22 protein-coding genes are annotated in these 24,050 nt (G+C 60.4%); 10 read left to right on the top strand and 12 right to left on the bottom strand.

Annotated elements, in window-relative coordinates; all coding sequences use genetic code 11:
* Positions 1 to 57 precede the first annotated feature (57 nt).
* Complete coding sequence (locus EM858_RS20485; RefSeq protein WP_003522877.1) at positions 58 to 990, top strand: ribose-phosphate pyrophosphokinase; 933 nt, start codon at positions 58 to 60, stop codon at positions 988 to 990.
* A 250-nt stretch (positions 991 to 1,240) separates the two neighbouring features.
* On the opposite strand, the gene EM858_RS20480 is transcribed toward EM858_RS20485, so the two are convergent.
* Genes EM858_RS20480 through EM858_RS20465 form a run of 4 tightly spaced genes read right to left on the bottom strand, consistent with a single transcriptional unit; the run spans position 1,241 to position 4,709 of the window.
* Complete coding sequence (locus tag EM858_RS20480; protein ID WP_080816313.1) at positions 1,241 to 2,089, bottom strand: phosphatase PAP2 family protein; 849 nt, start codon at positions 2,087 to 2,089, stop codon at positions 1,241 to 1,243.
* Positions 2,079 to 3,587 (bottom strand): glycosyltransferase family 39 protein, encoded by a 1,509-nt coding sequence (locus EM858_RS20475; protein ID WP_164865501.1) that lies wholly within the window; start codon positions 3,585 to 3,587, stop codon positions 2,079 to 2,081. Before EM858_RS20475 ends, EM858_RS20480 begins: the two co-directional genes overlap by 11 nt.
* Positions 3,562 to 3,849, bottom strand: coding sequence for a lipid-A-disaccharide synthase N-terminal domain-containing protein (locus tag EM858_RS20470; protein WP_031233742.1), 288 nt, complete (start codon positions 3,847 to 3,849; stop codon positions 3,562 to 3,564). The genes EM858_RS20475 and EM858_RS20470 overlap by 26 nt, the downstream gene beginning before the upstream one ends.
* A gap of 20 nt (positions 3,850 to 3,869) precedes the next feature.
* Positions 3,870 to 4,709 (bottom strand): glycosyltransferase family 2 protein, encoded by an 840-nt coding sequence (locus tag EM858_RS20465; protein WP_127757807.1) that lies wholly within the window; start codon positions 4,707 to 4,709, stop codon positions 3,870 to 3,872.
* A 189-nt stretch (positions 4,710 to 4,898) separates the two neighbouring features.
* On the opposite strand from EM858_RS20465, the gene EM858_RS20460 reads away from it, so the two are divergent.
* Entirely contained in the window at positions 4,899 to 7,163 is a 2,265-nt protein-coding gene (locus tag EM858_RS20460) for a methyl-accepting chemotaxis protein (RefSeq protein ID WP_127757806.1), read from the top strand.
* A 132-nt stretch (positions 7,164 to 7,295) separates the two neighbouring features.
* Here EM858_RS20460 and adh read toward each other — a convergent pair whose 3' ends face one another.
* The 3 genes from adh to EM858_RS20445 form a co-directional block, all read right to left on the bottom strand.
* Positions 7,296 to 8,813 carry an aldehyde dehydrogenase gene (adh, locus tag EM858_RS20455; protein ID WP_127757805.1) on the bottom strand — a complete coding sequence of 506 codons (1,518 nt, stop codon included), beginning with the start codon at positions 8,811 to 8,813 and terminating at the stop codon, positions 7,296 to 7,298.
* A 173-nt stretch (positions 8,814 to 8,986) separates the two neighbouring features.
* The gene (locus tag EM858_RS20450; RefSeq protein WP_003522885.1) at positions 8,987 to 9,946 is read right to left on the bottom strand and encodes a helix-turn-helix domain-containing protein; all 960 of its coding nucleotides are present in this window, start codon (positions 9,944 to 9,946) and stop codon (positions 8,987 to 8,989) included.
* Between the two features lie 105 nt (positions 9,947 to 10,051).
* Positions 10,052 to 12,136: a bifunctional diguanylate cyclase/phosphodiesterase gene (locus EM858_RS20445; RefSeq protein ID WP_127757829.1), complete on the bottom strand. Its 2,085-nt coding sequence runs from the start codon at positions 12,134 to 12,136 to the stop codon at positions 10,052 to 10,054.
* Positions 12,137 to 12,441: 305 nt separating this feature from the next.
* Between EM858_RS20445 and EM858_RS20440 the strand changes: the two genes are divergently transcribed.
* The 5 genes from EM858_RS20440 to EM858_RS20420 all read left to right on the top strand — a co-directional run bounded on the left by EM858_RS20440 (position 12,442) and on the right by EM858_RS20420 (position 17,731).
* Positions 12,442 to 13,050, top strand: a complete 609-nt coding sequence (locus tag EM858_RS20440; protein ID WP_003522887.1) for a 50S ribosomal protein L25/general stress protein Ctc — start codon at positions 12,442 to 12,444, stop codon at positions 13,048 to 13,050.
* Positions 13,051 to 13,347: 297 nt separating this feature from the next.
* The gene (locus EM858_RS20435; protein WP_127757804.1) at positions 13,348 to 15,735 is read left to right on the top strand and encodes an EAL domain-containing protein; all 2,388 of its coding nucleotides are present in this window, start codon (positions 13,348 to 13,350) and stop codon (positions 15,733 to 15,735) included.
* A 16-nt stretch (positions 15,736 to 15,751) separates the two neighbouring features.
* Complete coding sequence (locus EM858_RS20430) at positions 15,752 to 16,465, top strand: transporter substrate-binding domain-containing protein (protein ID WP_127757803.1); 714 nt, start codon at positions 15,752 to 15,754, stop codon at positions 16,463 to 16,465.
* 89 nt (positions 16,466 to 16,554) lie between these two features.
* Entirely contained in the window at positions 16,555 to 17,271 is a 717-nt protein-coding gene (pth, locus tag EM858_RS20425; protein WP_080816291.1) for an aminoacyl-tRNA hydrolase, read from the top strand.
* 7 nt (positions 17,272 to 17,278) lie between these two features.
* A complete protein-coding gene (locus EM858_RS20420; RefSeq protein WP_127757802.1) occupies positions 17,279 to 17,731 on the top strand; it encodes a GNAT family N-acetyltransferase in 453 nt (150 codons plus the stop codon).
* A 3-nt stretch (positions 17,732 to 17,734) separates the two neighbouring features.
* On the opposite strand, the gene clpS is transcribed toward EM858_RS20420, so the two are convergent.
* Positions 17,735 to 18,046: an ATP-dependent Clp protease adapter ClpS gene (clpS, locus tag EM858_RS20415; RefSeq protein WP_026363868.1), complete on the bottom strand. Its 312-nt coding sequence runs from the start codon at positions 18,044 to 18,046 to the stop codon at positions 17,735 to 17,737.
* 241 nt (positions 18,047 to 18,287) lie between these two features.
* On the opposite strand from clpS, the gene ychF reads away from it, so the two are divergent.
* The 3 genes from ychF (at position 18,288) to EM858_RS20400 (ending at position 20,628) form a co-directional block, all read left to right on the top strand.
* The gene (gene ychF / locus EM858_RS20410; protein WP_035260423.1) at positions 18,288 to 19,391 is read left to right on the top strand and encodes a redox-regulated ATPase YchF; all 1,104 of its coding nucleotides are present in this window, start codon (positions 18,288 to 18,290) and stop codon (positions 19,389 to 19,391) included.
* A gap of 299 nt (positions 19,392 to 19,690) precedes the next feature.
* Complete coding sequence (locus tag EM858_RS20405) at positions 19,691 to 20,164, top strand: MaoC family dehydratase (protein WP_127757801.1); 474 nt, start codon at positions 19,691 to 19,693, stop codon at positions 20,162 to 20,164.
* Positions 20,161 to 20,628 carry a MaoC family dehydratase gene (locus tag EM858_RS20400; protein ID WP_003523106.1) on the top strand — a complete coding sequence of 156 codons (468 nt, stop codon included), beginning with the start codon at positions 20,161 to 20,163 and terminating at the stop codon, positions 20,626 to 20,628. The genes EM858_RS20405 and EM858_RS20400 overlap by 4 nt, the downstream gene beginning before the upstream one ends.
* A gap of 43 nt (positions 20,629 to 20,671) precedes the next feature.
* Here the strand turns inward: EM858_RS20400 and EM858_RS20395 are convergent, their stop codons facing one another.
* The 4 genes from EM858_RS20395 to EM858_RS20380 all read right to left on the bottom strand — a co-directional run bounded on the left by EM858_RS20395 (position 20,672) and on the right by EM858_RS20380 (position 24,040).
* Positions 20,672 to 21,214, bottom strand: a complete 543-nt coding sequence (locus EM858_RS20395) for an adenine phosphoribosyltransferase (protein ID WP_003494623.1) — start codon at positions 21,212 to 21,214, stop codon at positions 20,672 to 20,674.
* Between the two features lie 92 nt (positions 21,215 to 21,306).
* Positions 21,307 to 21,699, bottom strand: coding sequence for a GFA family protein (locus EM858_RS20390; RefSeq protein WP_080818658.1), 393 nt, complete (start codon positions 21,697 to 21,699; stop codon positions 21,307 to 21,309).
* An 84-nt stretch (positions 21,700 to 21,783) separates the two neighbouring features.
* Entirely contained in the window at positions 21,784 to 22,695 is a 912-nt protein-coding gene (locus EM858_RS20385; protein ID WP_127757800.1) for a cytochrome c1, read from the bottom strand.
* A gap of 22 nt (positions 22,696 to 22,717) precedes the next feature.
* The gene (locus EM858_RS20380) at positions 22,718 to 24,040 is read right to left on the bottom strand and encodes a cytochrome b N-terminal domain-containing protein (RefSeq protein WP_080816276.1); all 1,323 of its coding nucleotides are present in this window, start codon (positions 24,038 to 24,040) and stop codon (positions 22,718 to 22,720) included.
* Between the last annotated feature and the right edge of the window lie 10 nt (positions 24,041 to 24,050).

Genomic DNA, 24,050 nt, shown 5'->3' with positions numbered 1-24,050 from the left:
GTTACGGTGGATTGAGCCCCGTGATGCAAGGCGATGGCATGGAAACAGGCGGCCGCAATGAAGGTTTTCGCAGGCAATTCGAACCGGCACCTTGCCGAAGCGATCTGCAAGTATCTTAACGTTCCTCTCGGAAATGCCACTGTAAAGCGGTTTGCTGACCAGGAAATATTCGTAGAAATCAGCGAGAACGTGCGCGGCGAAGACGTTTTCATCGTCCAGTCCACCTCCTTCCCGGCAAATGATCATCTGATGGAACTTCTCATCATGATCGACGCCATGCGCCGCTCCTCGGCAAAACGCATTACCGCGGTGCTTCCCTATTTCGGTTACGCCCGCCAGGACCGCAAGGCCGGTCCCCGCACCCCGATTTCCGCCAAGCTCGTCGCCAATCTGATCACCGAAGCCGGCGCCGACCGCGTTCTCACGCTCGATCTCCATGCCGGCCAGATCCAGGGTTTCTTCGATATCCCCACCGACAATCTCTTCGCAGCGCCCATTCTGGCCCGCGACGTGAAGGACCATTACGACACCAACAATGTCATGGTCGTTTCGCCTGATGTCGGCGGCGTGGTTCGCGCCCGTGCCCTCGCCAAGCGTCTCGACTGTCTTCTGGCCATCGTCGACAAGCGTCGTGACCGTCCGGGCGAATCCGAAGTCATGAACGTCATCGGCGATGTCTCCGGCAAGGACTGCATCCTCATCGACGACATCGTCGATTCCGGCGGCACGCTCTGCAACGCCGCTGAGGCGCTGCTGAAAAAGGGCGCCACCAGCGTCACCGCCTATATTACCCACGGCGTGCTTTCCGGCGGCGCGGTTGCCCGCGTGGCCTCCTCGAAGCTGCGCGAACTCGTCATCACTGACAGCATCCAGCCGACAACCGGTGTCCAGTCCGCGCATAATATCCGCGTGGTCAGCACCGCTGGCCTGCTCGGCGAAGCGATCAACCGCACCGCACAGGAACAGTCGGTTTCCGGCCTGTTCGACTGAGCAGCTGCGGAAAACTCGGCAATCCTTCTGGGGCCAGCCGAATTGCCGCCCGGTTCAGATTTCCGGGCAGGCTGCGGTCCATCTTGAAATCGCCGGTTCCCTCGACGTCATCCTCGGCCCTGTGCCGAGGACCTAGTCACGTTGAATAAAATCAACAGGTCGCAGATCCTCGGGGACAATCCCAAGGATGACGCAGGAGTGTCTGGCGCGCTTCGCCATTCACCTCATTGAAGCGAACTCGAAGTTTCTTTTAAGACGATGCCGCACCCGCATCCGGCGGCCGTTGCAGACGTGAGGCTGCGGCCTTTATTTTCGGCCACCAGCGCCGAACCCGGGTCAGGACGGCATGGCGACCGTTACGCCAGATACTGACCGTATCGGCTGTGACCGCATCGCCGGTAAACAGATGGCGATGACGTCCGATCACCAGCGCCCGGTAGAGAAACAGGGTCGTGAGGGCGGAAAACAGGATGGACATCACCACATCGCTGAGGAAATGCCCGCCGGCCGCGATGCGCAAGCCGGACATGAGAACGACCATACCGGCAGCGATGCTTCCCATAACCAACCGCCCGCGGCGTTGCAGCCGGGGCCAGACGAGCACGCAGAGCGGCAGGAAGAAACTGGCGATCAGCGCGGTTTCGCCGGAAGAAAACGAGCAGTTCGAATAACATTGCGCACTGTACTGGAAAGGCGGCGTGAAAAGCTGCTGCCCGCCGAATTCGGTGACGCTGAATGGGCGCGCGCGACCGATGGTCGCCTTCAGCACACCATTGACGAGAAGCCCGGCGCAGAGGATCACCGGCCCGCACAGGAAGGCCCAGACCCGCCAGCCGGTTCTTTGCAGCGTGCCCAGCCGAAGATTGCCGACAAGAATCACGAAAGCCAGAAGGGTGGCAAGCTCCGTACCTTCGCGCAGCGTATCCCGCAACCATTCGGGAAACGGCTCACGGCCGGACCATGGCTGCTCGACGGGCGAGAAAAACAGGGCGGAGAATCTGAGATCGACGGAGGGAAAGGTCGCGAACAGGATGACGAGCGCCAATGTGGCGAATGTCACCCAGATCGTGATCCGCATATGCGAAAGATCATTGTCCATTGCTGCCCTCCGGCATGCATCGCGGCAGCAGGCGCCAGAGGCCGATTTCCCTGCCCTCGAGGAAACCCGGTCCGGCGGTCCAGCGAGCGACAGGCGCCTCGCCGGCAAGGCAGGCCGGCAGGCCATCCGCACTTGCCAGGAACAGGGGATTTTTCGCCTCGCCAGGTTTCAGCGGGTAAAGAAGCGCATAGTGGCTGGAAGGCACGCCGGTTTCGGGCAGTGCGCGCGTCATCACCTGCTTCTCATCCCGAAGCTGATAAAAAAGCTCGGCAAGTATCGAACGGTCGGTAGCGACGATGGCGTCCGCACCCGCCTCGCGCGCCCGTAACAGGCCGGTCGACACCAGCTCGGCGCGCCCGAGATACCGCGCCATCGCCAGTTCACCTTTCGGCAGGCGCAATTGCGTTCCAGCAATGGTCATCAGCGGCAGCGCGATGGCCACGATGCTACCAAGTACAAGCGTGGACACGGTAAGCCAACGCCGCGACGCCAGGACCGGCACCGCCAGCAGCACGCCGGCCGCATAGGCCCCGACCGCCCAGTTGGCGAGCGCCCGCGACATCAAACCCTGCGCGGTAATCAGAAGAATGATCGGCACCGAAAGAGCGACCAGCGCCCGGGTTTCGGCATTTTTCGCACGAATTGTTGCAACGATCATGCCGACGAAAACGAATGGTCCGACCACACCCGCCTGGGAGAAGAAGAATTCCAGCGCGGAACCGATCTTCAGCTGGACGCCATGCCAGTTCGCATTATCCGCCGTATGGCGTGCGGTCATGAAATCATGCGCCGCGTTCCACCACAGATTGGGCGCGATGACGGCAGCGCAGACCAGCGCAGCAATGACCGCGTCACGCAGCCGGATGCGCCATGCCTCACAAAGCCAGCCGGCAGCGATGAAGCAGGGCAGAAAATAGATCATCGCATATTTCGACATCAGCCCGAGGCCGAAGCAGAGACCGAGCGCGATGCTCCAGCCCAGCGCCGCCCTGCCCTCGCGGCGGGCCAGCGCAAGCTTCCGCACGGAGATCATCGACAGCACGATGAACAGCATCATCGGCGTATCGGTCGAGATCAACAGGCTGCCGAGCGTTACGGCCGGCAGGGTCAAATAGATAAGGGCGGCCAGGGATGCCAGCCTGACATCATAGATCATGCGGCCGAGCGCAAGAATGGCCGCCGCCGCGACGCCATGCACCACAGGCGCGGCCAGCCGAACCTGAAACGTGCCCTCACCGCCGCCCAGAATGGTTGCCGCGCGGATAAGCCAGCCGATCAGGGGTGGCTTGGAATAGGCGCCGAGCGCCATCTCCCTGCCCCATAGCCAATATTGCGCCTCATCCACGAAAAGGTCGGTGCGATTGAAGGCCAGCCCAACGACGCGCAACGCGGTTACAAGGACAATCGCCGCGAATGCAAATGTCAGCCATCGACGCTCATCGCCTGCCTGCGCATAAGGCAGGGTCGCCGCCTCATGCATGCTGGCGGCGTTCTGCATGAATCAACCAGAGATTTCGGGCATAGATGAAAAGGCCGGACGCCTGACCCAGAATAAAGACCGGATCGCGCCGCCAGATGGCGTAGGAAAGCAGCACCAGACCGCCGAGAACGGAAAAATACCAGAAGGCCACCGGAATGACCGAGCGGTTCGCCCGTTCCGAAGAAATCCATTGAACCAGAAAACGCATGGTAAACAGCATCTGGCCCATGAAGCCGGTGCAGACCCACAGAAATTCCTTCCAGCTGTTCACATGCAGCATGGACCATAAAGCCGGTGCATTCACGGCGATGTCTCCGTTTTGAAAGTTTCAGCCCAGCTTGACCGCTTTCGCCGGCGCAGTAGCCAGGCGACGCCGATCAGGTCGTGGATGCCGACAAGCGCGCGGCCGATATTGGTGTAATGGGAATTTCCGTGCAGCCGCGCCCGGTGTGTGACGTCGACATGGGTGACCTGCCAGCCGTCGCGATTGAACAGCGCCGGGAAATAGCGGTGGTGATGATCGAAATAGGGCAAGGCGAGATAGGCATCGCGGCGGAAGGCCTTGAGCCCGCAGCCGGTGTCGCGCGTGCCGTCCTTCAATATCCGCGCCCGAAGCCCGTTGGCGAAGCGGGAGGAAAGGCGTTTTCCAAGCGTATCGCGCCGGCCGACACGCTGGCCGGCCACAAGGCCAAGCCGGCTGGGAGCGGTGGCGGAAAGAAGCGGCGCGAGAAGAGCCGGCAGATTGTCCGGCGGGTTCTGCCCGTCTCCATCCAGCATGCAGATGACCGGCGCACGCGCCGCCTGCACACCGCTGTGGATCGCCGCAGACTGTCCGCCCTGACGATCATGGCGGACCAGCCGCAGCATCGGGTAACGATCGCCAAGCGCAAGCACCGCATCGACCGTGCCGTCCGAAGATGCGTCGTCCACCACCACGATCTCGAAGGCGCCGACAGGCTGGCAGGCGGCAAAAATCTCCGCCACGAGCGTTTCCACACTCGCTTGCTCATTGTGCATGGGCACGACAACGGCGAAATCCGGCCTCGGTTTCACGCTGGCTCCGTCATATCCGTCCGCATTCAGTCCGCAGACATCATTGATAGTGGCGAGAGAAGGAGCGCGGAAAGCTTGCATGAACATGAACAGCCGTTGAACTTCACTCGATATGCGCCCGTTCTATTGCAGTTTTATTACGGGAAACGCGTCAGTGGCGGCCGGCTATTTTTTCACGGCATGCGGGAAACAATCGTACAATTCCCAGCACTTTTAACGCGGCCGTAAACAATTTTTGCCACGGTATGACCACGTTTTTTGGGGGGAGGAAACAGGATGCCGGGTGTAAATCCGACTGCTGTCAAAGCTAAATCATTGTCGATAAAGGCCAAATTCGCGGCGCTCGTCACGGGCGCAACGCTGGTTTCATGTCTTTCCGTGGGGCTGTTGTCCTACGAGATGGGGAAGTCGGGACTGATCGACGCCAGCGAAATCAGGCTCGAAACGGTTGCAGGCAACCAGTCCAAGCAGCTTGATGCCTATACTTTGCGCGTCGAACAGAGCATTTCCGAACTGTCGCAGAACGCCGCGGTCGCACAGGCGCTGGAAACGATGACCACCGTTGTACCGACGGAAAGGGATGCGATCATCCAGGCTTTCCGGCGCGAGGGCGTCTCCGAAGAGGAGCGCGCCTCCTTCAATGGCGAAGGCCTGCGACTGCTTTACGCCATTCGCCACGCCACCATCAACGCCGCCATCGCCAGCGTCTGGCGCAACACCCGTGTCAGCGACATCTATGTGATCGACAAGACCGGCCTCATTATTTACACCGTGACCAAGGGAAAAAACTTCCTCACCAGCGTGACGGAACCGCAGAACGCCGCGATCAAGGAGCTGTTCGACCGCATCGAAGCCGGCAAGGACGGCGTCGTCAGCACCACCGGCTTCAGCGGCGGCGAAAATGATTCGGCCATGATCGGCATGCCGCTCGCCGTCTCCAACTGGGGCCAGCTCCAGCGCAAGGGCGCCGTCATCATGCGCATCGCCGCCGATCGCATCGGCGCGGTGGTAACGCCCGAGGAAACCGGCAAGACCATCGATGACGCCGTTCTCCTGAGCGCCGACGGCAAACGTCGGGCCGGCGTACTGTCGGGCGGCGCTGATGCTGCCGTTTCTCAAAGTCTCGCCGCCCTTTCCAGCGCAAACGACGCCGGAACGGTGATGGCGCAGACACCTGCGGGCAACATCTTCTATGCCTATCGCCCGGTCTCCGTCTTCGGACAGAAACATCTTCTGGCCATCGGCCAGCAGGAAAGCAAGGTTCTCGCCGCCGCCAACGATCTCGCCTTCTGGGCGACGGTCGCGACACTCGCCGTGCTTGCAATCATGACGCTGATCGGCATTTTCGTTTCCGCAAGCCTGACCAAGCCGCTGACCGGCCTTGCGGGGCTGATGGAGCGCCTGAACGGCGGTGAAAACAACATCGAGATCAAGGCCGTTTCCCGTGGCGATGAGATCGGCATCATGGCGCGCGCGCTGGAATCCTTCCGTCAGGGCATTCTGGACAAGCAGCGCATGGAAGCCGAATCCCATCGCAAGGGCGAAGAACTGGACGAGGAACGCGCCCAGCGGGAAATGGAAAAGGCAAGAAGCGCGAAAGAACTGGAAGAGGCTGTCGACGCACTTGCCACCGGTCTTGCCAATCTCGCGGCCGGCAGGCTCGATCTCCGCATCGACAAATCCTTCGTGCCGTCGCTCGATCATCTGCGCATCGACTTCAACAACTCCATGGCGGGCCTGGAAGCGACCATCTCCAACATCGGCGAAAGCGCCAATGCCATCCGCTCCGGCTCCGGCGAACTGAAAAGCGCATCGGAAGACCTGTCGCGGCGCACCGAACGCCAGGCCGCAGCACTCGAGGAAGCGGCAGCAGCACTCGGAGACATGACGCAGGCCGTCAATCTCTCGCTGTCGCGCTGCAATGTTGCCGTCGAGGCGACGGCGGGCACGATGCAGGATGCGCACAAGTCCACGGCCGTCGTTAAAGAAGCGATCGTCGCGATGGAACGCATCGAGACCTCGTCGGCCAAGATCCGCCAGATCATCGACGTCATCGACCAGATCGCCTTCCAGACCAATCTGCTGGCGCTGAATGCCGGTGTGGAAGCCGCGCGCGCCGGCGAAGCCGGCAAGGGCTTTGCCGTTGTGGCGCAGGAGGTTCGTGAACTGGCCCAGAAATCGGCAGCTGCCGCCCGGGACATCACCACGCTGATCGCCACCTCGGCGGGCGATGTGGAAAGCGGCGTGGCGCTGGTGCTGAAGACCGGTGAAAGCCTCGAGCAGATCCAGAAACGCATCCAGTCGGTCAACGACCAGATCGGCGAGATCGCCACCGCATCGCGCGAACAGTCCGGCCGCCTCAGCGAAATCAACGCCTCCGTCAACGAACTCGACCACGTAACGCAGCAGAACGCGGCCATGGTGGAGGAAACGACGGCCGCCGCCTTCTCGCTATCCAGCGAGGCGGACGGCCTGACCGAACAGGTGGGGCAGTTCTCGGTCGGCGGCCCCCGCCAACGGGACCAGCGTTACGCGGCATAAACCGCAACGAAAAAAGGCCGGAGGCAAAACCTCCGGCCTTTCTGTTTGAAGCCGGGTTCCCAGGGGCCGAAGCCCCTGGGAACACGCCGGCGATCTGGCACCACAGCCCCTCGCCGGCTTCCGGGGAGGACCTCAGAAGAAACCGACCTTGTTCGGGCTGTAGGACACGAGCAGGTTCTTGGTCTGCTGGTAATGGTCGAGCATCATCTTGTGGGTCTCGCGACCAATGCCCGACTGCTTGTAACCGCCAAAGGCAGCGCCCGCGGGATAGACGTGATAGCAGTTCGTCCACACGCGGCCCGCTTCGATGCCACGGCCGGCCCGATAGGCGATGTTGGTATCGCGGCTCCAGACGCCTGCGCCCAGACCGTAAACCGTGTCATTGGCGATTTCGAGCGCCTCTTCCACCGTCTTGAAGGTGGTGACGGAAACGACAGGACCGAAGATTTCCTCCTGGAAAATCCGCATCTTGTTGTTGCCTTCGAAGACCGTCGGCTGGATGTAATAACCATCCTTCAGATCGCCCGTGAGCGTCTTGCGGTCGCCGCCGGTCAGAACCCTGGCGCCTTCCTTCTTGCCGATCTCCAGATAGCTCATGATCTTGTCGAACTGTTCCTGCGAGGCCTGCGCGCCCAGCATGGTCGACGGATTGAGCGGATCGTCCTGGCTGATGGCCTGAACCCGCTTGATCGCCTTTTCCATGAAGCGGTCATAGATCGATTCATGCACCAGCGCACGCGACGGGCATGTGCACACCTCGCCCTGATTGAGCGCGAAGAAGGCGAAACCTTCGAGCGCCTTGTCGAGGAAGGCATCGTCCTCGTTCATCACATCGGCGAAAAAGATGTTCGGCGACTTGCCGCCCAGCTCCAGCGTGATGTTGGTAACGTTGTCGGCCGCATAACGCATGATTTCCTTGCCGACCGAGGTGGAACCGGTAAAGGCGATCTTGGCAATGCGGTTGCTCTGCGCCAGCGGCTTGCCGGCTTCGAGCCCCGTGCCGTTGACGATGTTGAGGACGCCGGGCGGCAGCAGGTCTTCGATCAGTTCCATCACGATGAGAATCGAGGCCGGTGTCTGTTCGGCAGGCTTCAGCACCACGCAATTGCCGGCGGCAAGCGCCGGTGCAAGCTTCCACGCGGCCATGAGGATCGGGAAGTTCCACGGAATGATCTGGCCGACGACGCCGAGCGGCTCATGGAAGTGATAGGCGACCGTATCATTGTCGATTTCGCCGATCGTGCCTTCCTGGGCGCGGATGCAGCCCGCGAAATAACGGAAATGGTCGATGGCGAGCGGAATATCCGCATTGGTGGTTTCGCGCAGCGGCTTGCCGTTATCCCATGTTTCGGCCCGGGCGATGAGATCGAGATTGTCCTCGATCCGCTGGGCGATCTTGAGCAGGATGTTGGAGCGCTCGGTTATGCTGGTCTTGCCCCATTTGTCGCGAGCCTTGTGGGCTGCGTCAAGCGCGAACTCGATGTCGGATGCGTCCGAACGCGGCACTTCGCAGATCTTGTGGCCGGTGACCGGCGAAAGATTATCCATGTAGCGGCCGGATTTCGGCTCCACCCATTTGCCGCCGATGTAATTGCCGTATTTCAGCTTGAAAGGCGCTTCGCCCGCTTTCTGCTGAACCTGAATGTTCATGATTTCATCCTCCCTGATGAAAACGATCCGCAGCGGACCGCATGGGAGGAAGGTGGGCCTAGATGGCGCGGTTCGGTAGAGGGGCGGCGCGGTTCCGCAGCGCACATTGTCTCACATCTGCGACAAAGGCGCCTCGATCCGGCATGATTGGCCGGAACGCACCCACACGCACCTTAGTGCACGTCGAATTTCTTCATCTTGCGGTGAAGCGTGGCGCGGCTGATGCCGAGCAGCGAAGCGGCCTGCGTGACATTGCCGTTGGTGCGCGACAACACCCGCCGCAGCGCCGAGCGTTCCGCTTCCGCAAGATCGGAACCGCCATCGTGGCGCTGTTCCTGAAGAACGTCGGCGGCGGGCAGTCCCTGCGCGATGCGGGCGTCGTCCAGCTTCAGTGCAAGGCGTGCGGCACGGGTCGCACCCAGCACGAGATCGTCCTGATCCACGGCCAGCAGCGACAGCGCCGCTCCGAACCCGCTCGGCACCACGACGATGCGCGCACCCGGAAAGGCACGGCGGAAAAGATTGCCCTCGATACGCTGTGCCGCATCCTTCACCGCCTGGGTGACGAAGGAGAAAGTCATCTCGTTGATGTCGTCGCGGCAGGTGGAAATATCGAGCGCGCCCGTCACCCGGCCGGTGTGATCGCGGATGGGAGCCGTGGTGCAGCAGAGTTCGGTATTCGACGTGAAGAAATGCTGATCGCGATAGACGACCACCGAGCGCTCATCCACCAGCGCCGTGCCGATACCGTTGGTGCCCACGCTCTCTTCACTCCAGACCGCCCCGGACCAGAGGCCAAGCGCCCGGAAATCTCGATCGTCGCCCGAAGCGCCGCGCCGCTCCAGCGCAACGCCCTGCGCATCGGTCAAAAGCAGGCAGCAGCCGGATTTGCCGACGCTTTGGAAAATGCGGTCGAGTTCATCCGTGCTTTCGGCGATCAGGCCGGCCGCACTTTCGCGGGCGCGGCGGAATTCATACTCGCTGAGAAAGATCGGCTTGCGGTTTTCCTCCGGTGCAAGATGATGTTTGACCATGCAGCGACGCCAGGAGGCGACAATCGGAGAACTTGCGGCGGCGGAACGATGGCGCGCGGTTTCATACACGCGTTCCGCATGGGCGATGTCTGTCGGCATACGCTCCTCCCAAAGCTTTTCGGCGATGGTGCGCTGGAAGCGGCCATGTTTCAACAAAAAATTTCGCGACCGGCCTTGCCGGGCGCGGCCGCGGGCTGCGCCAGACTATCGGACCGCCTTGAAATAACGCCGGCCGGCGGTCACGTCCGTTTCATCTTCGGCAGAGAGGAACGTGTCGTCCACGAGATTGGCGATGGAGGTCAGCGGTCCGGGCTTGCCGAAAAAGAAGCCCTGCACCTGCAGGCAGCCTTCACGCCGCAGGAACTCGATATGGGCCTTGGTTTCGACCCCTTCCGCAAGCACCGGAATATTGAGGCTATGCGCCAGGATGAGCGTCGAGCGAACGATCGCCTCCGACTGCACGTTGGTCGACAGGCCATCGATGAAGGCGCGGTCGATCTTGATCTTGTCGAAGGGGAAGCTCTGCAGCGTCGAAAGCGAGGAATAGCCCGTGCCGTAGTCGTCCATGGCGATCTTGACACCGAGCGACTTGAGTTTGCGGATGGTGACGAGCGCGTGGCGATGGTCGGCGATGATGCTGCCTTCGGTGATTTCCAGTTCCAGCCTTTCCGGCGCGAGCCCCGTCTCGGCGAGAATTTTCTCAACCTTGTCGGGGAAATCATTATCCGCAAGCTGCTGCGGCGCGACGTTTACGGCAATGGCGAGCGATTTTTTCCACTGAGCGGCCTGCGCGCAGGCTTCTCTCAGAACCCATTCGCCCAGTTCGACGATAAAGCCGGTCTGTTCGGCGATCGGAATGAACTCGGCCGGGGAGACCATGCCGCGTTCGGGATGGTTCCAGCGCAAAAGCGCCTCGAAACCGACGATGCTACCGCTTTTTGTGTCGTTCTGCTGCTGGTAATAAAGCTCGAACTCTTTATTGGCGAGGCCGCTGCGCATGGCGATGGCAAGCGCATTGCGCTCACGCGCGGCCTCGTCCATGGATTTGTCGTAGAAGCAGATCGTATCGGAACTGCCGCTTTTTGCGCGGTACATGGCGACATCCGCTTGAGCCATCAGCGTATCGGCATCGATGGAGCCGGTATTGCGAACCGATATGCCGACGCTTGCGCCGACCGAAAATGTCTGTCCGTTCCATTCCACCGGCTTGCTGATCTGCTCGATCAATCGCTGGGCGAACTCCGCGCCGTCGGCACGGGTGTAATAGGAATGGGTCATCGCCACGAATTCATCGCCGCCCATGCGCGCCAGAAACTCCCCGGTCTTCAGCACGGAACTCGCGCGGTCGGCAATGGCGCGCAGCACGGCGTCGCCCGCCGCATGGCCATGCACGTCATTGATTTCCTTGAAACGGTCGAGATCGATGGACAGAAGCGCGGTATGCGCGCCCAGCGAGACATGGCGTGTGCGGCGATTGAGATGTTCGATGAATGCCGCCCGGTTGGGAATGCCCGTCAGCGGATCGTGCAACGAAAGATGGCGATAGCGGGCAACCGCCTGCTGGGTGGACTGGGCGTCGATGACATAGGTGGAGAGCCCGAGCGCCAGAAGCAGAAGCGTCACCGCAATGGCGCCTCCGCCCATGATGGCTGGCGGCAGCAGGTTTTCCGGAATGACGATGCGCGGGTCGAAGGCGAAGGACATCGACGCCATGCCGGTATAATGCATCGAGGCGATGGCCAGGATGAGAAACGCCACCGCGCTATACTGGCAGAAACGGTTGAGGGGCCGGGAAATGCGATTGACCGCAATGGCGCCCAGCACCGCCCCCAAAATCAGCGAGGCGACGACATAGGCCCGATCCCAGAAAATCATGCCTTGAACATTATAGGCGGCCATGCCCGTGTAATGCATCGCCGCAATGCCGAGGCCGAGGACGACTCCGCCGGCTTCCACCAGCACGCTGCGCCCGCCATAGGCGGAAATGCCGAAACCGGCAGTCGTCGTGGTAATGGCGATCAGAAGCGACAGCCCGGTGAGATAGGGATCGTATCCGACATCGCCCGCTGCGACATAGCCCAGCATCGCCACGAAATGGGTGGTCCATATCGCAGCCCCGCCATTGACGCCCGCCAGAAACAGCCAGTTGACCTTCTGCACCCCCGTCGCCAGCCGTGCTTTCGAAAAAAGGCGCATCGAAACGAAACTGCCCAGCATGCAGACGAAGACCGCTGCGGCGGTGTATCGATAGTCGTGATCGATGGTGAGGCACTGGAGAACTTTGAGCATTGTCATCTACGCAATTGGAATTTTGCATAGCCTTATCATTCGCCAAGTTTTCACCGGGTTTATATGCATGGATAAGCATATATTAAAGGTTGCAACAAGCGAGTGAATTAGTAAATTCTAATAAAATTATAAAGCGGCACCCATCAAAAACGGGCCGCTCTTGTCTTTATGCCCCGTTTGTATTATAGCGCCCGCACCCGTGTAGACACCCTTGGAGGCAACGCGGGCGGGATGGCCTTTGGCCTCTCCGGTTCAGGCCGCTTCGTTCGGCATGAACTCTCCATATAACCTCGAAAGGAATTGCCATGAGCAAAGAATCGTATGAGCTCAAGGCCGAGGCGCGCGAACGAGTTGGTAAGGGGTCCTCTCGTGAACTTCGCCGCAACGGTTTGATTCCCGCTGTCATCTATGGTGACAAGCAGGCCCCCATTTCCATCGCGCTCTCGACCAACGAAGTCACCAAGCGTATCCACGCTGGCGGTTTCATGACGACGGTTGCGATCATCGACGTCGACGGCAAGAAGATCAAGGTTCTCCCGAAGGACTACCAGCTTGATCCGGTCCGCGACTTCACCATGCACGTCGACTTCCTGCGCGTTTCGGGCAACACGCTCGTCAACGTCGAAGTTCCGGTTCACTTCGTCAACGAAGAAAAGTCGGACATCAAGATCGGCGGCGTTCTGAACATCGTTCGCCACACGGTGGAATTCCACTGCCCGGCCAACGACATTCCGGAATTCATCACGGTCGATCTCGCTGGTCTGAAGATCGGCGACAACGTCCACATTTCGAATGTGAAGCTGCCGAAGAACATCACGCCGGTTATCGCCGACCGTGACTTCACGATCGCAACGATCGTCGCTCCGGCCGCTGGCGTTGCAGAAGAAACGACCGAAGAAGCTTCCGAGGAATAATCGGCGGCCGCAAGGCCGGACAGCTTTGAACAATGAGGCCCGTTCCGTTTTCGGAACGGGCCTTTTAGTTTTTATGAACTTTAAAACCAGAAAGCTTGCCATCCTCACCTGATACGGAACCCGTTTCAGTGTCGATTAACACTTCCATGAAACGATACCCTCGCGCTGTCGTGAAACACCGGCCGGGCTGAGGAAATGCGTGGGAAAACAGGCTTTTGCCGAAAATCCTCGCAAAACCCTCCGGGCGGACGAAGCGGAGCGCAGCAAGTCTGGGGCAAAGGGTAGCTGCAATCGAACATGGCTCATTCCGTCGAAAGTCGCTTTATCGCGATTGTTTCCGGCGCACTTCTTACAGTGGTCGCCCCGCTCTTCACGCTTTTGCTGACGCTCTCCTACCACGAGGCCATTCGCAGCCAGCGTAACCACCTTGAGATTCTGCTTTCGACCAATGCGCAGGCGCTGGCCCGGCCCCTGTGGGACCTTGATGACGACACCATAAACCAGATTACCGGCACCCTCATCTCCGACCCCATGATCAGGATGGTCGAGGTCAGGGATACGTCCGGCCAGCTCGATATCGTCCAGACGGCCGGCAGCGACATCATTCAGGATGCAGCCTTAACGACGCGCGAAGTGACCTATAAGACCACGAAGGGCTCCGTCACCGTCGGGCAACTGACGATCTATTACGACAATGTCAGCCTTCTGACCTCTTTGAGCCGCACCGAACTGGCCTTCATCACGATTTTCATCCTCGCCGTCCTTACCATCGTTCTTGCCGCCATCGCCGGCAACCGCTTCATGGTCATCCGCCCGCTGATGCGGCTGGCGGCCGCCATCGAGGCGACGCGGCGTCTCGGCTCGCGCCACCACGTCGACTGGCGTTCGAAGGACGAAATCGGCCGGCTGGCGAAAAGCTTCAACGAAATGCAGACCCAGCTCGAAAAGGAAGAGCTGGAGATCAAGAATGCGCATGAGCGTAAGACGGAAATCTACAACCGCACGCCCGCCATGCTGTTTTCGCTCGACAGGCACGACCGCATTGCCGCCGTCAGTGACTATTGGGTGCAGGCGACCGGTTACGACCGCACCCGGATACTCGGCCTGAATTTCGCCGATCTCATCCATCCCGATGACAGGCTTCTGTTCCAGCAGCGCAAGACGGCTCATCCCTTGCCCGATGCCTCGCATAGCGGCATCACCGTGCGTTTCCATTGCATGGATGGCAGCGTCATGGATGCGCTCATCCTCGAAAAGGCCCTCGATTCCGGCGATGCGGCCCATCAAAGCACCTGCCTCTGTGTCATGACGGACGTGACCGAACTGCGCCAGTCGGAAAAGCGCAACCGCCAGCAGGCCATTTCCGACCACCTGACCGGCCTTTTCAATCGCCAGGGCTTCGAGGCCATTCTCGACCTGCAGATCCGCGATGCGGACCGCAATGGCAGCGAGCTGGCCTGCCTGTTCATAGACCTCGACCGGTTCAAGGCGATCAACGACAATCTCGGCCATGCCGCAGGCGACGCCGTTCTCAAACAGTTCACGCTGAAGCTCGAGCCGCTGCTGACGCCGCTGGACAGCGCATCGCGGCTTGGCGGCGACGAATTCGCCATTCTTCTGGCTGGCGACAAGGTGGAAGAGCGCGCCCTGCAATTCTGCGAGCGCATCTGCGCCATGCTGGACACGCCCTTCGAGATCGAAAGCAACAGCATCCGCCTCAGCGCCAGCATCGGCATGGCGGTCTATCCCCTTCACGCCGCGAGCGCCTCCGAGCTTTTGCAGAATGCCGACATGGCCATGTATACCCGCAAGCGCACGGGCAAGAACGGCTCGCAGGTCTTCGACAGTTCGATCATGGATCGGGCGCGCGAACATGCCGAACTGGAACGGGATATCGCGCAGGCGCTTTCCGAAGACTGGTTCGAGGCCTATTTCCAGCCGATTCAAAACCTCGCCACCGGCCAGACGGCGGGTTTCGAAGCGCTGCTGCGTCTCAACCACCCGGACAAGGGCCTGCTTTCCCCGGCCGCAATCGTCAGCCTTGCGGAAGAAAACGGCACTATCCACCGCATCGGCAATGTCATTCTCGATCAGTCGATCGCCAATCTCGCCAGGCTGTCGCGCCTGCCGGGCATGGAGCAGACCTATGTGGCGGTGAATTTCTCGCCGTTGCAATTCGAACCGGGATTGCCGACGCGCATTGCCGGCGTTCTGCACCGCCACGGCATTCTTCCCAGACGGCTGGTCATCGAGATCACCGAAGCCGTTATCATGAAGGACGATCCGCAAATCCGGGCGATCCTCAATGCCATCCACCAACTCGGCTGCCGCATCGCTCTGGATGATTTCGGCACGGGTTATTCCTCGCTCAGCTATCTCAGCCGTTTTCCGGTCGATATCGTCAAGATCGACCAGTCCTTCACCCGCTCTATCTGCGACGACAGGATGGACATCAGGCAGCGCAACCGCATGCTGGTCGAAGGCATCGCGGCCATCTCGCACAAGATGAATTGCGCCGTCATTGCCGAAGGCGTCGAGACGGAAGAACAGAAAGCGCTTCTGACCGATATAGGTGCTGATTTCGGGCAGGGTTATTTCTTCGCACGTCCGCAGCCGGTCGAAAGGCTGATCGCCTCACTCGACACGGCGTCCGGGCAAAACCGCGCCACGGCGCGGCAAGCATGAACCGCAGGGGGCAGCCATGGGATTGATCCGCTTTTGCCTGATCTTTCTTGCGCTCGCCACTCCGGCCAGCGCGGCCAAGCTCTTCCTGACCACCGAGGTCTATCCGCCCTATAATCTGCAGGCCAGCGACGGCAGCGTGCGGGGTGTCTATTTCGACCAGCTCAGAACCGTGCTCGAGGACACCGGCACCAGTTACGAAGTCGCCGTCATGCCCTGGGCGCGGGCCATCGCACTGGCCAGAACGCAGGCCATGCACTGCGTCTTCGCCGCTGCGAGAACACCGGAGCGGGAAAAGCAGTTCAAATGGGTCTCGCCGATCCATGTCGACCGCAACATTCTCGTGGCGCGCCGCAACGCGAATATCGAAGCCTCCAGCCTTGAGGAAGCCAGGAAATATCGGGTGGGAACCCAGCGTGGAGATTACACCGAAGCGCTTCTGGAAAAGCTCGGTTTCCCGCAGGTGGATGTCGGCGCGGATTTCGAGATCACGCTTCACAAGCTGAAGGCCGGCCGCATCGACCTGATGCCGATGTCTGAAAGCACCTTCAAAAGCCTGCCCGCCGACACTTTCAGCGAAGTGATAACTCTCTCGCGGCAGCAGCTTGGGCTTGCCTGCAACAAAAGCGTGCCCGACGAGGTCATCGCGAAATTACAGGCCCGGCTGGACAGGCTGATCGCCGATGGAACGCAGCAGCGGATATTCGACCGCTACAATCTCGTCAGCCCCTGAGCCCATCCTAAACTCCATAAAAAGATTGACAGCCGGCGGTTTTCGGGGTGGTGACAACAGCATCATCTGGCAACACGCGGACATGCCCCATGAAGATCATCGCAGGCCTCGGCAATCCCGGCGCGCAATATGCGGGAAACCGTCACAATATCGGCTTCATGGCCGTCGATGCGCTGCAGCGCCTGCCGTCCTTTGCGCCCTGGTCGAAAAAATTCAAGGCGGAGATTTCCGAAGGCGAGATCGGCGGTGAAAAGGTTCTGCTGATGAAGCCGCTGACCTATATGAACCTTTCGGGTGAATCCGTCGGCGAAGCCATGCGCTTCTTCAAGCTTGCGCCGGCAGACATCATCGCCATCCATGACGAACTGGATTTGCCGGCCGGCCGCGCCCGCATCAAGACCGGCGGCGGCCATGGCGGCCATAACGGCCTGAAATCGCTCGACGCTCATTGCGGCAAGGACTATCGCCGCCTGCGTCTCGGCATCGGCCATCCCGGTGACAAGGAGCGTGTGCACGGCCATGTGCTCGGCGATTTCGCCAAGGCAGACCGGGTCTGGCTCGATCCGCTTCTGGACGCCATTGCCGATAACGCCGCCATGCTGGTGAAAGCCGAGGATTCGCAGCTGATGAACAAGCTGGCGCTGGCCACGGGCAGCAAGCCGGAAGCCGAAAAGCCGGCCAAGGCAGCCAAGCCCGCCGCACAGTCCCACATCCATCAGGCACGCAACAGCGCCCAGCCGAAAAAGCTACCGGAAACCGGCCCGATGGCAGAAATGCTGAAACGCATGTTCAGCAAGAAGGACTAGATCGCGAATGTCTTCGGAGCCCTCCGTCCTTCGCGCAGCCGGAGCCGGCGATCTGGCCGGATTGCTTGACCTTTACCGGGCGCTCAATCCGTCCGACCCTGAAATGACGGCAGAAGAAGCGAACACGGCTTTCGCGGCCATGCTCGCCCAGCCGGGCCTGACCGTGTTTCTTGCGACCGAAGGCGAAGAAACAGTCGCCACCGCCACGCTCCAGATCGTTCCGAACCTGACGCGCGCCGCCCGTCCCTATGCCCTTATCGAAAACGTGGTGACGCTGGAAAACCGTCGCGGCCGCGGATATGGCCGCGCGGTGGTGCGCCATGCCGTCGAGGCGGCTTTTGCGGCGAACTGCTACAAGGTGATGCTGCTGACCGGCCGGCAGCGTCCGGAGGTCCATGCATTTTACGAAAGCTGCGGTTTCGTGCAGAACAAGACGGGCTTTCAGATAAGGCAGGATTAACGCTCACTCCTCCGGCTCGGTGGTGAACATCAGCGGAAATCCCGCTTCCTTGCCGAGGTCGGTCGCTTCCTTGGCCTTGGTCTCGGCGATATCGCGCTCGCAGACAACGACGACCGCGCTGCCGAAGCGGTGCGCCGTCATCATCACCCGGTGGCCGGTCTCCTCACTCATGCGGAAGATGGCTTTCAGGACGACGGTCACGAAATCGCGCGGCGTATAGTCGTCATTCAGCAGAATGACCTTGTAGAGCTTCGGCCGCTCCAGCTTCGGTTTGACTTTCGGTTTCGGCTTGAGATCGACAGGACTGTCACTCATCATGGTCGCTCGTGCCTGTCGCTCATCGCGGTTGTTCATGGGAAAACCCCGTTGATGACGAAAGATCGATCGCTTGACCCGCTTATATTGCGCCGCAACCGTGGCATCGGCAACCCTGCCCGAAATTCCGCACCATTAAAGGGGCTTTGCCCGCACAAATCAGCCCGCGGGCTTGACCTTGCCCTGCCGTTTCCGCAAAAGGCTCCTCAACGAATTCTTTCAAACGGACAGGTTTCAAGCCATGGGCTTCAAATGCGGTATCGTTGGATTGCCAAATGTCGGCAAGTCCACTCTCTTCAACGCGCTGACGAAAACGGCAGCGGCGCAGGCGGCCAACTATCCCTTCTGCACCATCGAGCCGAATACCGGCGAAGTGGCGGTTCCGGATGCGCGCATGAAAATCCTCGCCGACATTGCCGGCTCGAAGGAAATCATCCCCACCCGCATCTCCTTCGTCGACATCGCCGGCCTGGTGCGCGGCGCATCGAAGGGCGAAGGCCTCGGCAACCAGTTCCTCGCCAATATCCGCGAAGTGGACGCCGTGGTTCACGTTCTGCGCTGCTTCGAGGATGACGACATCACCCACGTCGAAGGCCGCATCAACCCGGTGGCCGATGCCGAAACCATCGAGACCGAGCTGATGCTTTCCGATCTCGAAAGCCTTGAGCGCCGCACGGAACAGACCCGCAAACGCGCCACCGGCAAGGACAAGGAATCGCTGGCGCAGCTGCCGCTGATGGAAGCATCGCTCAAGCTTCTGAACGAAGGCAAGCCCGTCCGCACCCTGCTCTCCACGCTGGATGCCGAGGAACTGCGCATCCTTCAGGGCCTCAACCTCCTCACCGCGCATCCGGTTCTCTACGTCTGCAACGTCGCCGAAAGCGATGCCGTCGACGGCAACGAACATACCAAGGCCGTTGCTGAAATGGCGAAGGCCCAGGGCGCCGAATCCGTCGTCATCTCCGCGGCGATCGAATCCGAGGTCGCGCAGCTTCCCGATGAAGAGGCGAAGGAATTCCTCTCCGCCCTCGGGCTCGAGGAGGCAGGCCTCGACCGCCTGATCCGCGCCGGCTACAAGCTGCTCGATCTCATCACCTATTTCACCGTCGGCCCGAAGGAATGCCGCGCCTGGACCATCGAGCGCGGCACCAAGGCCCCGCAGGCCGCCGGCGTCATCCACTCCGATTTCGAACGCGGCTTCATCCGCGCCAACACCATCGCTTACAACGACTATGTCGCCTTCAAGGGCGAAGTCGGCGCGAAGGAAGCCGGCAAGGCTCGCGACGAAGGCAAGGAATATGTGGTTCAGGACGGCGACGTCATCCACTTCCGCTTCAATACCTGATCCGGCCTTTGGCGACTTCGATAAGGTCCGCCAAGAAGGGTAACCGAACATTGCGGCACGGTTTCTTCTCCCCCGCCGGGGAGAAGGTGGCCCGAAGGGTCGGATGAGGGGGCAAGCTCTCCGAATATCTCTACCCTGCCCCCTTATCCCGCTGCCGCGACCTTCTCCCCCTCGGGGAGAAGGAACAAGCAGCACCCGCTCGCCCCATTCCTCCGCATCGCATCCCCGATTTGACCTTTACGTAAAGGGAAAAATCATTTTAGATGCCGCCGATATTGACTGTGCGAAGGGAGGAAACCATGACGCCGGTCGCGCCATATGCCTATGAGGATTTTTCCGTCGGTCGGGAATTTCCGTTGGGCCCGCAATCGATCTCCGCAGAGCAGATCATCGCCTTCGCCAGCGAATTCGACCCACAGCCGATGCATCTTTCCGAAGAGGCTGGCCGCCAGAGCATTCTCGGCGGACTGGCGGCTTCCGGCTGGCATACCTGCAGCCTGTTGATGCGGATGATGGCGGACAGCTACATCTCGAATTCGACCTCACAGGGCAGCCCGGGCATCGATTTCGTCGACTGGAAAAAGCCGGTTCTGGCGGGCGATACGCTTGTCGGAAAATCCATAGTGCTGGAACAGCGGCCCTCCGCTTCGCGCCCCGGCATCGGCCTCGTGAAATTACGCCACGAGCTTTATAACCAGCGCGGCGTTCTGGTATCGCACGGCGAAAACACCGTGATGTTCCTGATGCGCGGCGATGGAGGCGTTGCAGCATGAAACTGGCAGAACTTTCTCCCATCGGCGAACGCGTCACCCTCGATACGCTGCATTTTTCCGCCGAAGACATCATCCGTTTCGCCCGCGATTTCGATCCGCAGCCCTTTCATCTCGACGCGGAAGCCGCAAAGAACAGCGTTTTCGGCGCTCTCTGCGCTTCCGGCTGGCACACCGGCGCAGGCTGGATGAAATGCTTCCTCTCTCACTGGGCCAAAGAGGTGAAAAGGTTGAAGCTACAGGGCCTTGAGCCGCCCAAACTCGGCCCCTCCCCCGGCTTTCGCGAACTGAAATGGAAAAAACCGGTCTTTGCCGGAGACGATGTCACCTATTTCGTGACCCTGCTCGACACCCGAGCGCTGGAATCCAGAGCTGGCGTCTGGCTGAACACCACATTTAACGAGGGCGTCAACCAGTCTGGAGAGACGGTGCTGACCTTCCAGAGCGGCGTTCTGGAATTCGAATAGAAAAGCATCGGGGCAATAGCGTCACCATTGCCCCGTTACCATCTCAGTGGCCGGAAAACTCCACCAGCGTCCGCACCTCGACACCGAGGTCTTCCAGCTTCTTGCGGCCACCGAGATCGGGCAGGTCGATAACGAAACAGGCGGAAACGATCTCTGCACCCATCTGCCGCAGCAGCTTGACCGCGCCTTCAGCGGTGCCGCCGGTGGCAATCAGGTCGTCGACCAGAATGACCTTTTCGCCCGGCTGGACCGCATCCACATGCATTTCCATTTCGTCGACGCCGTATTCAAGGCTGTAGGCGACACGGACGGTGGTGTGCGGCAGCTTGCCCTTCTTGCGGATCGGCACGAAACCGGCAGATAGCTGATGCGCCACCGCACCGCCCAGAATGAAGCCGCGTGCTTCCATGCCGGCGATCTTGTCGATCTTCGTTCCCGCATAGGGCTGCACGAGTTCGTCCACGGCACGGCGAAAAGCGCGGGGGTTGCCGAGCAGCGTCGTGATGTCACGGAAGATGATGCCCGGCTTCGGATAGTCGGGAATGGAGCGGATGGCAGCGGAAAGCTCCGAAGCGATAACGGTCATGGTATTTCCAGTTGAGATAAGGGAAATGGATCAGAAGGTTCGGGCCACCCTATCAACTTGACGGCTGCGGACCAACTAAAAAGGACCGGCGCTCATTCCGCCGGCGACATTCCCTCGATCCGCGCCCAGGCAGGGCAGACATCCTCGAAGGAATGCGACAGGGGCCGCAGCGCCTCGTCGTCCCTGTCATCGAAACTTCCCGAGACCAGCGCAACCGTCGGCGCGTCGTCGATGGCGCCAAGCGTGCTGCCGCAGATCGGGCAGAAGGCCCGGCTGGAATAATCGGAGGATCGGAAAGTCGAAGGCGCGCCGCCCTCTCCCGTCCATGTCACCGCATCCTTCTCGAACTCCACCCAGGCAAGGCTGGGGGCGCCAGAATGCCGCTGGCAGATATCGCAGGAGCAAGTGTGCGGATTACCGGGCTCGCCCTTCGCTTCGAAGCGGATGGAGCCGCACAGGCAGCCGCCGTTACGAATTTTCGTCATTTCCACCATCCCTCTCGACACATGAAAAGGCCCCCACGGAAGACCGTGGGGGCCAATGACTGACAGGCATCTTCTGAATGCCGATCAATGTTCCTTGTTGGCGTAGACCGATTTCTTGGTGAGATAGATCAGCGCCGTGAAGATGAACAGGAACACCATGACCATGAAGCCGGTGCGCTTGCGCTCTTCCAGATGCGGTTCTGCCGCCCACATCAGGAACGCAGCAACGTCCTTGGAATATTGGTCCACGGTCTGCGGTGCGCCGTCGTCATAGGTTACCTGATCGGCACTGATCGGCGGCGCCATCTTTAAGGAAGTGGCGCTGACGAAGTACGGATTGAAGTGCGTGCCTTCCGACACCTTGTACTCCGAACCATCCGGGTTTTTTATGCCGGCAGGCGGATCCTGATATCCGGTCAGCAGCGCATGGATGTAATCCGGGCCGCCTTCCTGGTAACCACCGACGATCGGGATCATGTCGATGATGAATTGCGGAAAGCCGCGCTCCACGCCACGCGCCTTGGCGAGCAGCGACATGTCGGGCGGGGCCGCTCCACCGTTGGCGGCAGCGGCCGCCTCATGGTTGGGGAAAGGCGAAGGGAAATGATCGGAAGGCACGGCCTTGCGATTGTACATTTCGCCATCGGCGTTCGGCCCGTCCTGCACTTCATATTCCGCGGCAAAAGCCTTCACCTGCTCGTCCGAATAACCGAGATCCTCCAGCGTGCGGAAGGAAACGAGGCTCATGGAATGGCAGGCGGAGCAGACTTCCTTATAGACCTTCAGGCCGCGTTGCAGCTGGCCCTTGTCGTATTTGCCGAAGGGTCCGGCAAAGGACCAGCTCTGTTCCTCGGGCTTGATGACCGGGAAGTGATTGCCGGCGATCGCATGCGTGGCCTGGGCGGCGAGATCGTGGCTCTCCTCCGCCGCCGAAGCGACGGTGACGGAACAGCCGATGGCGGCGAAAAGCGCGATGCTCGTGAGAAGCGTCTTCATTGTCGTCATCCTTCCTTCGCGCTCAGACTTCGGCAGCCGCAGATGCGGCACCCGTCTTGGCGGCGTTCTTTTCGAGAACGGCCTCGGTAATCGAATTCGGAATACGCCGGGGCGTTTCGACCAGACCGAGGATCGGCATGATGACGAGGAAGAAACCGAAGTAATAAAGCGTGCCGAGCTGCGAATAGCCGACATAATTGCCTTTCAGCTCGCCGGTGAGCAGGCCGATCAGGCCAGTTCCTTCCGCCGGGCGTGAACCCAGCCAGCCGAGCATGATGGCATTGACCACGAACAGCCAGAAGAACATCTTGTACCAGGGGCGATAGACGGCGGAACGCACCTTCGACGTATCGAGCCAGGGCAGGAAGAACAGCACGACGATCGCGCCGAACATCACGAGAACGCCGCCCAGCTTGGAATCGATGATCCAGATGTTGAAGGTGATGGCGCGCAGCATGGCGTAGAACGGCAGGAAGTACCATTCCGGAACGATATGCGCCGGCGTCTTCAGCGGATCGGCCATGATGTAGTTGTCGGGGTGGCCAAGGAAGTTCGGCATGTAGAATACGAACCAGGCATAACCGATCAGGAACACGGAAACGCCGAGTGCATCCTTCAGCGTCGCATAGGGCGTGAAGGGAACCGTGTCGGTCTTGCTCTTCACTTCAACGCCGGTCGGGTTGGTCTGGCCGGTCACATGCAGCGCCCAGATGTGCAGGATCACGACGCCTGCGATCATGAAGGGCAGCAGATAGTGAAGCGCAAAGAAGCGGTTCAGCGTCGGCTGGTCCACGGCAAAGCCGCCGAGCAGGAACTGCTGGATCCATTCGCCGATGGCGGGGAAGGCCGTGAAGAAGCCGGTGATGACGGTTGCGCCCCAGAAGGACATCTGGCCCCAGGGCAGAACGTAGCCCATGAAGCCCGTCGCCATCATCAGCAGGAAGATCACGCAGCCGAGAATCCAGAGGATTTCGCGCGGGGCCTTGTAGGAGCCGTAATAAAGGCCGCGGGCGATGTGCAGGTAAACCGCGATGAAGAAGAACGACGCACCGTTGGCATGCATGTAGCGCAGCAGCCAGCCGTGGTTGACGTCGCGCATGATCTTTTCGACGGAATTGAAGGCGACCGTCGTTTCGGCCGCATAATGCATGGCCAGCACGACGCCGGTGAGGATTTGCACCAGCAGCATGACGGAAAGCATCGCGCCGAAGGTGTAGGCGTAGTTCAGGTTACGCGGGACAGGATAGGCAACGAAGCTGTCATAGATCATGCGCGGCAAGGGAAGCCGCGAATCGATCCACCTTTCGATGCCGGTGGACGGCTGATAACTGGAATGACCACTCATGAATATCTGT

It is taken from the genome of Agrobacterium sp. CNPSo 2736, assembly GCF_004005385.1.
Taxonomy (GTDB): domain Bacteria; phylum Pseudomonadota; class Alphaproteobacteria; order Rhizobiales; family Rhizobiaceae; genus Agrobacterium; species Agrobacterium leguminum.
The sequence above is the reverse complement of the archived record's forward strand: the minus strand, read 5'-3'. Positions and strand labels throughout refer to the sequence as shown.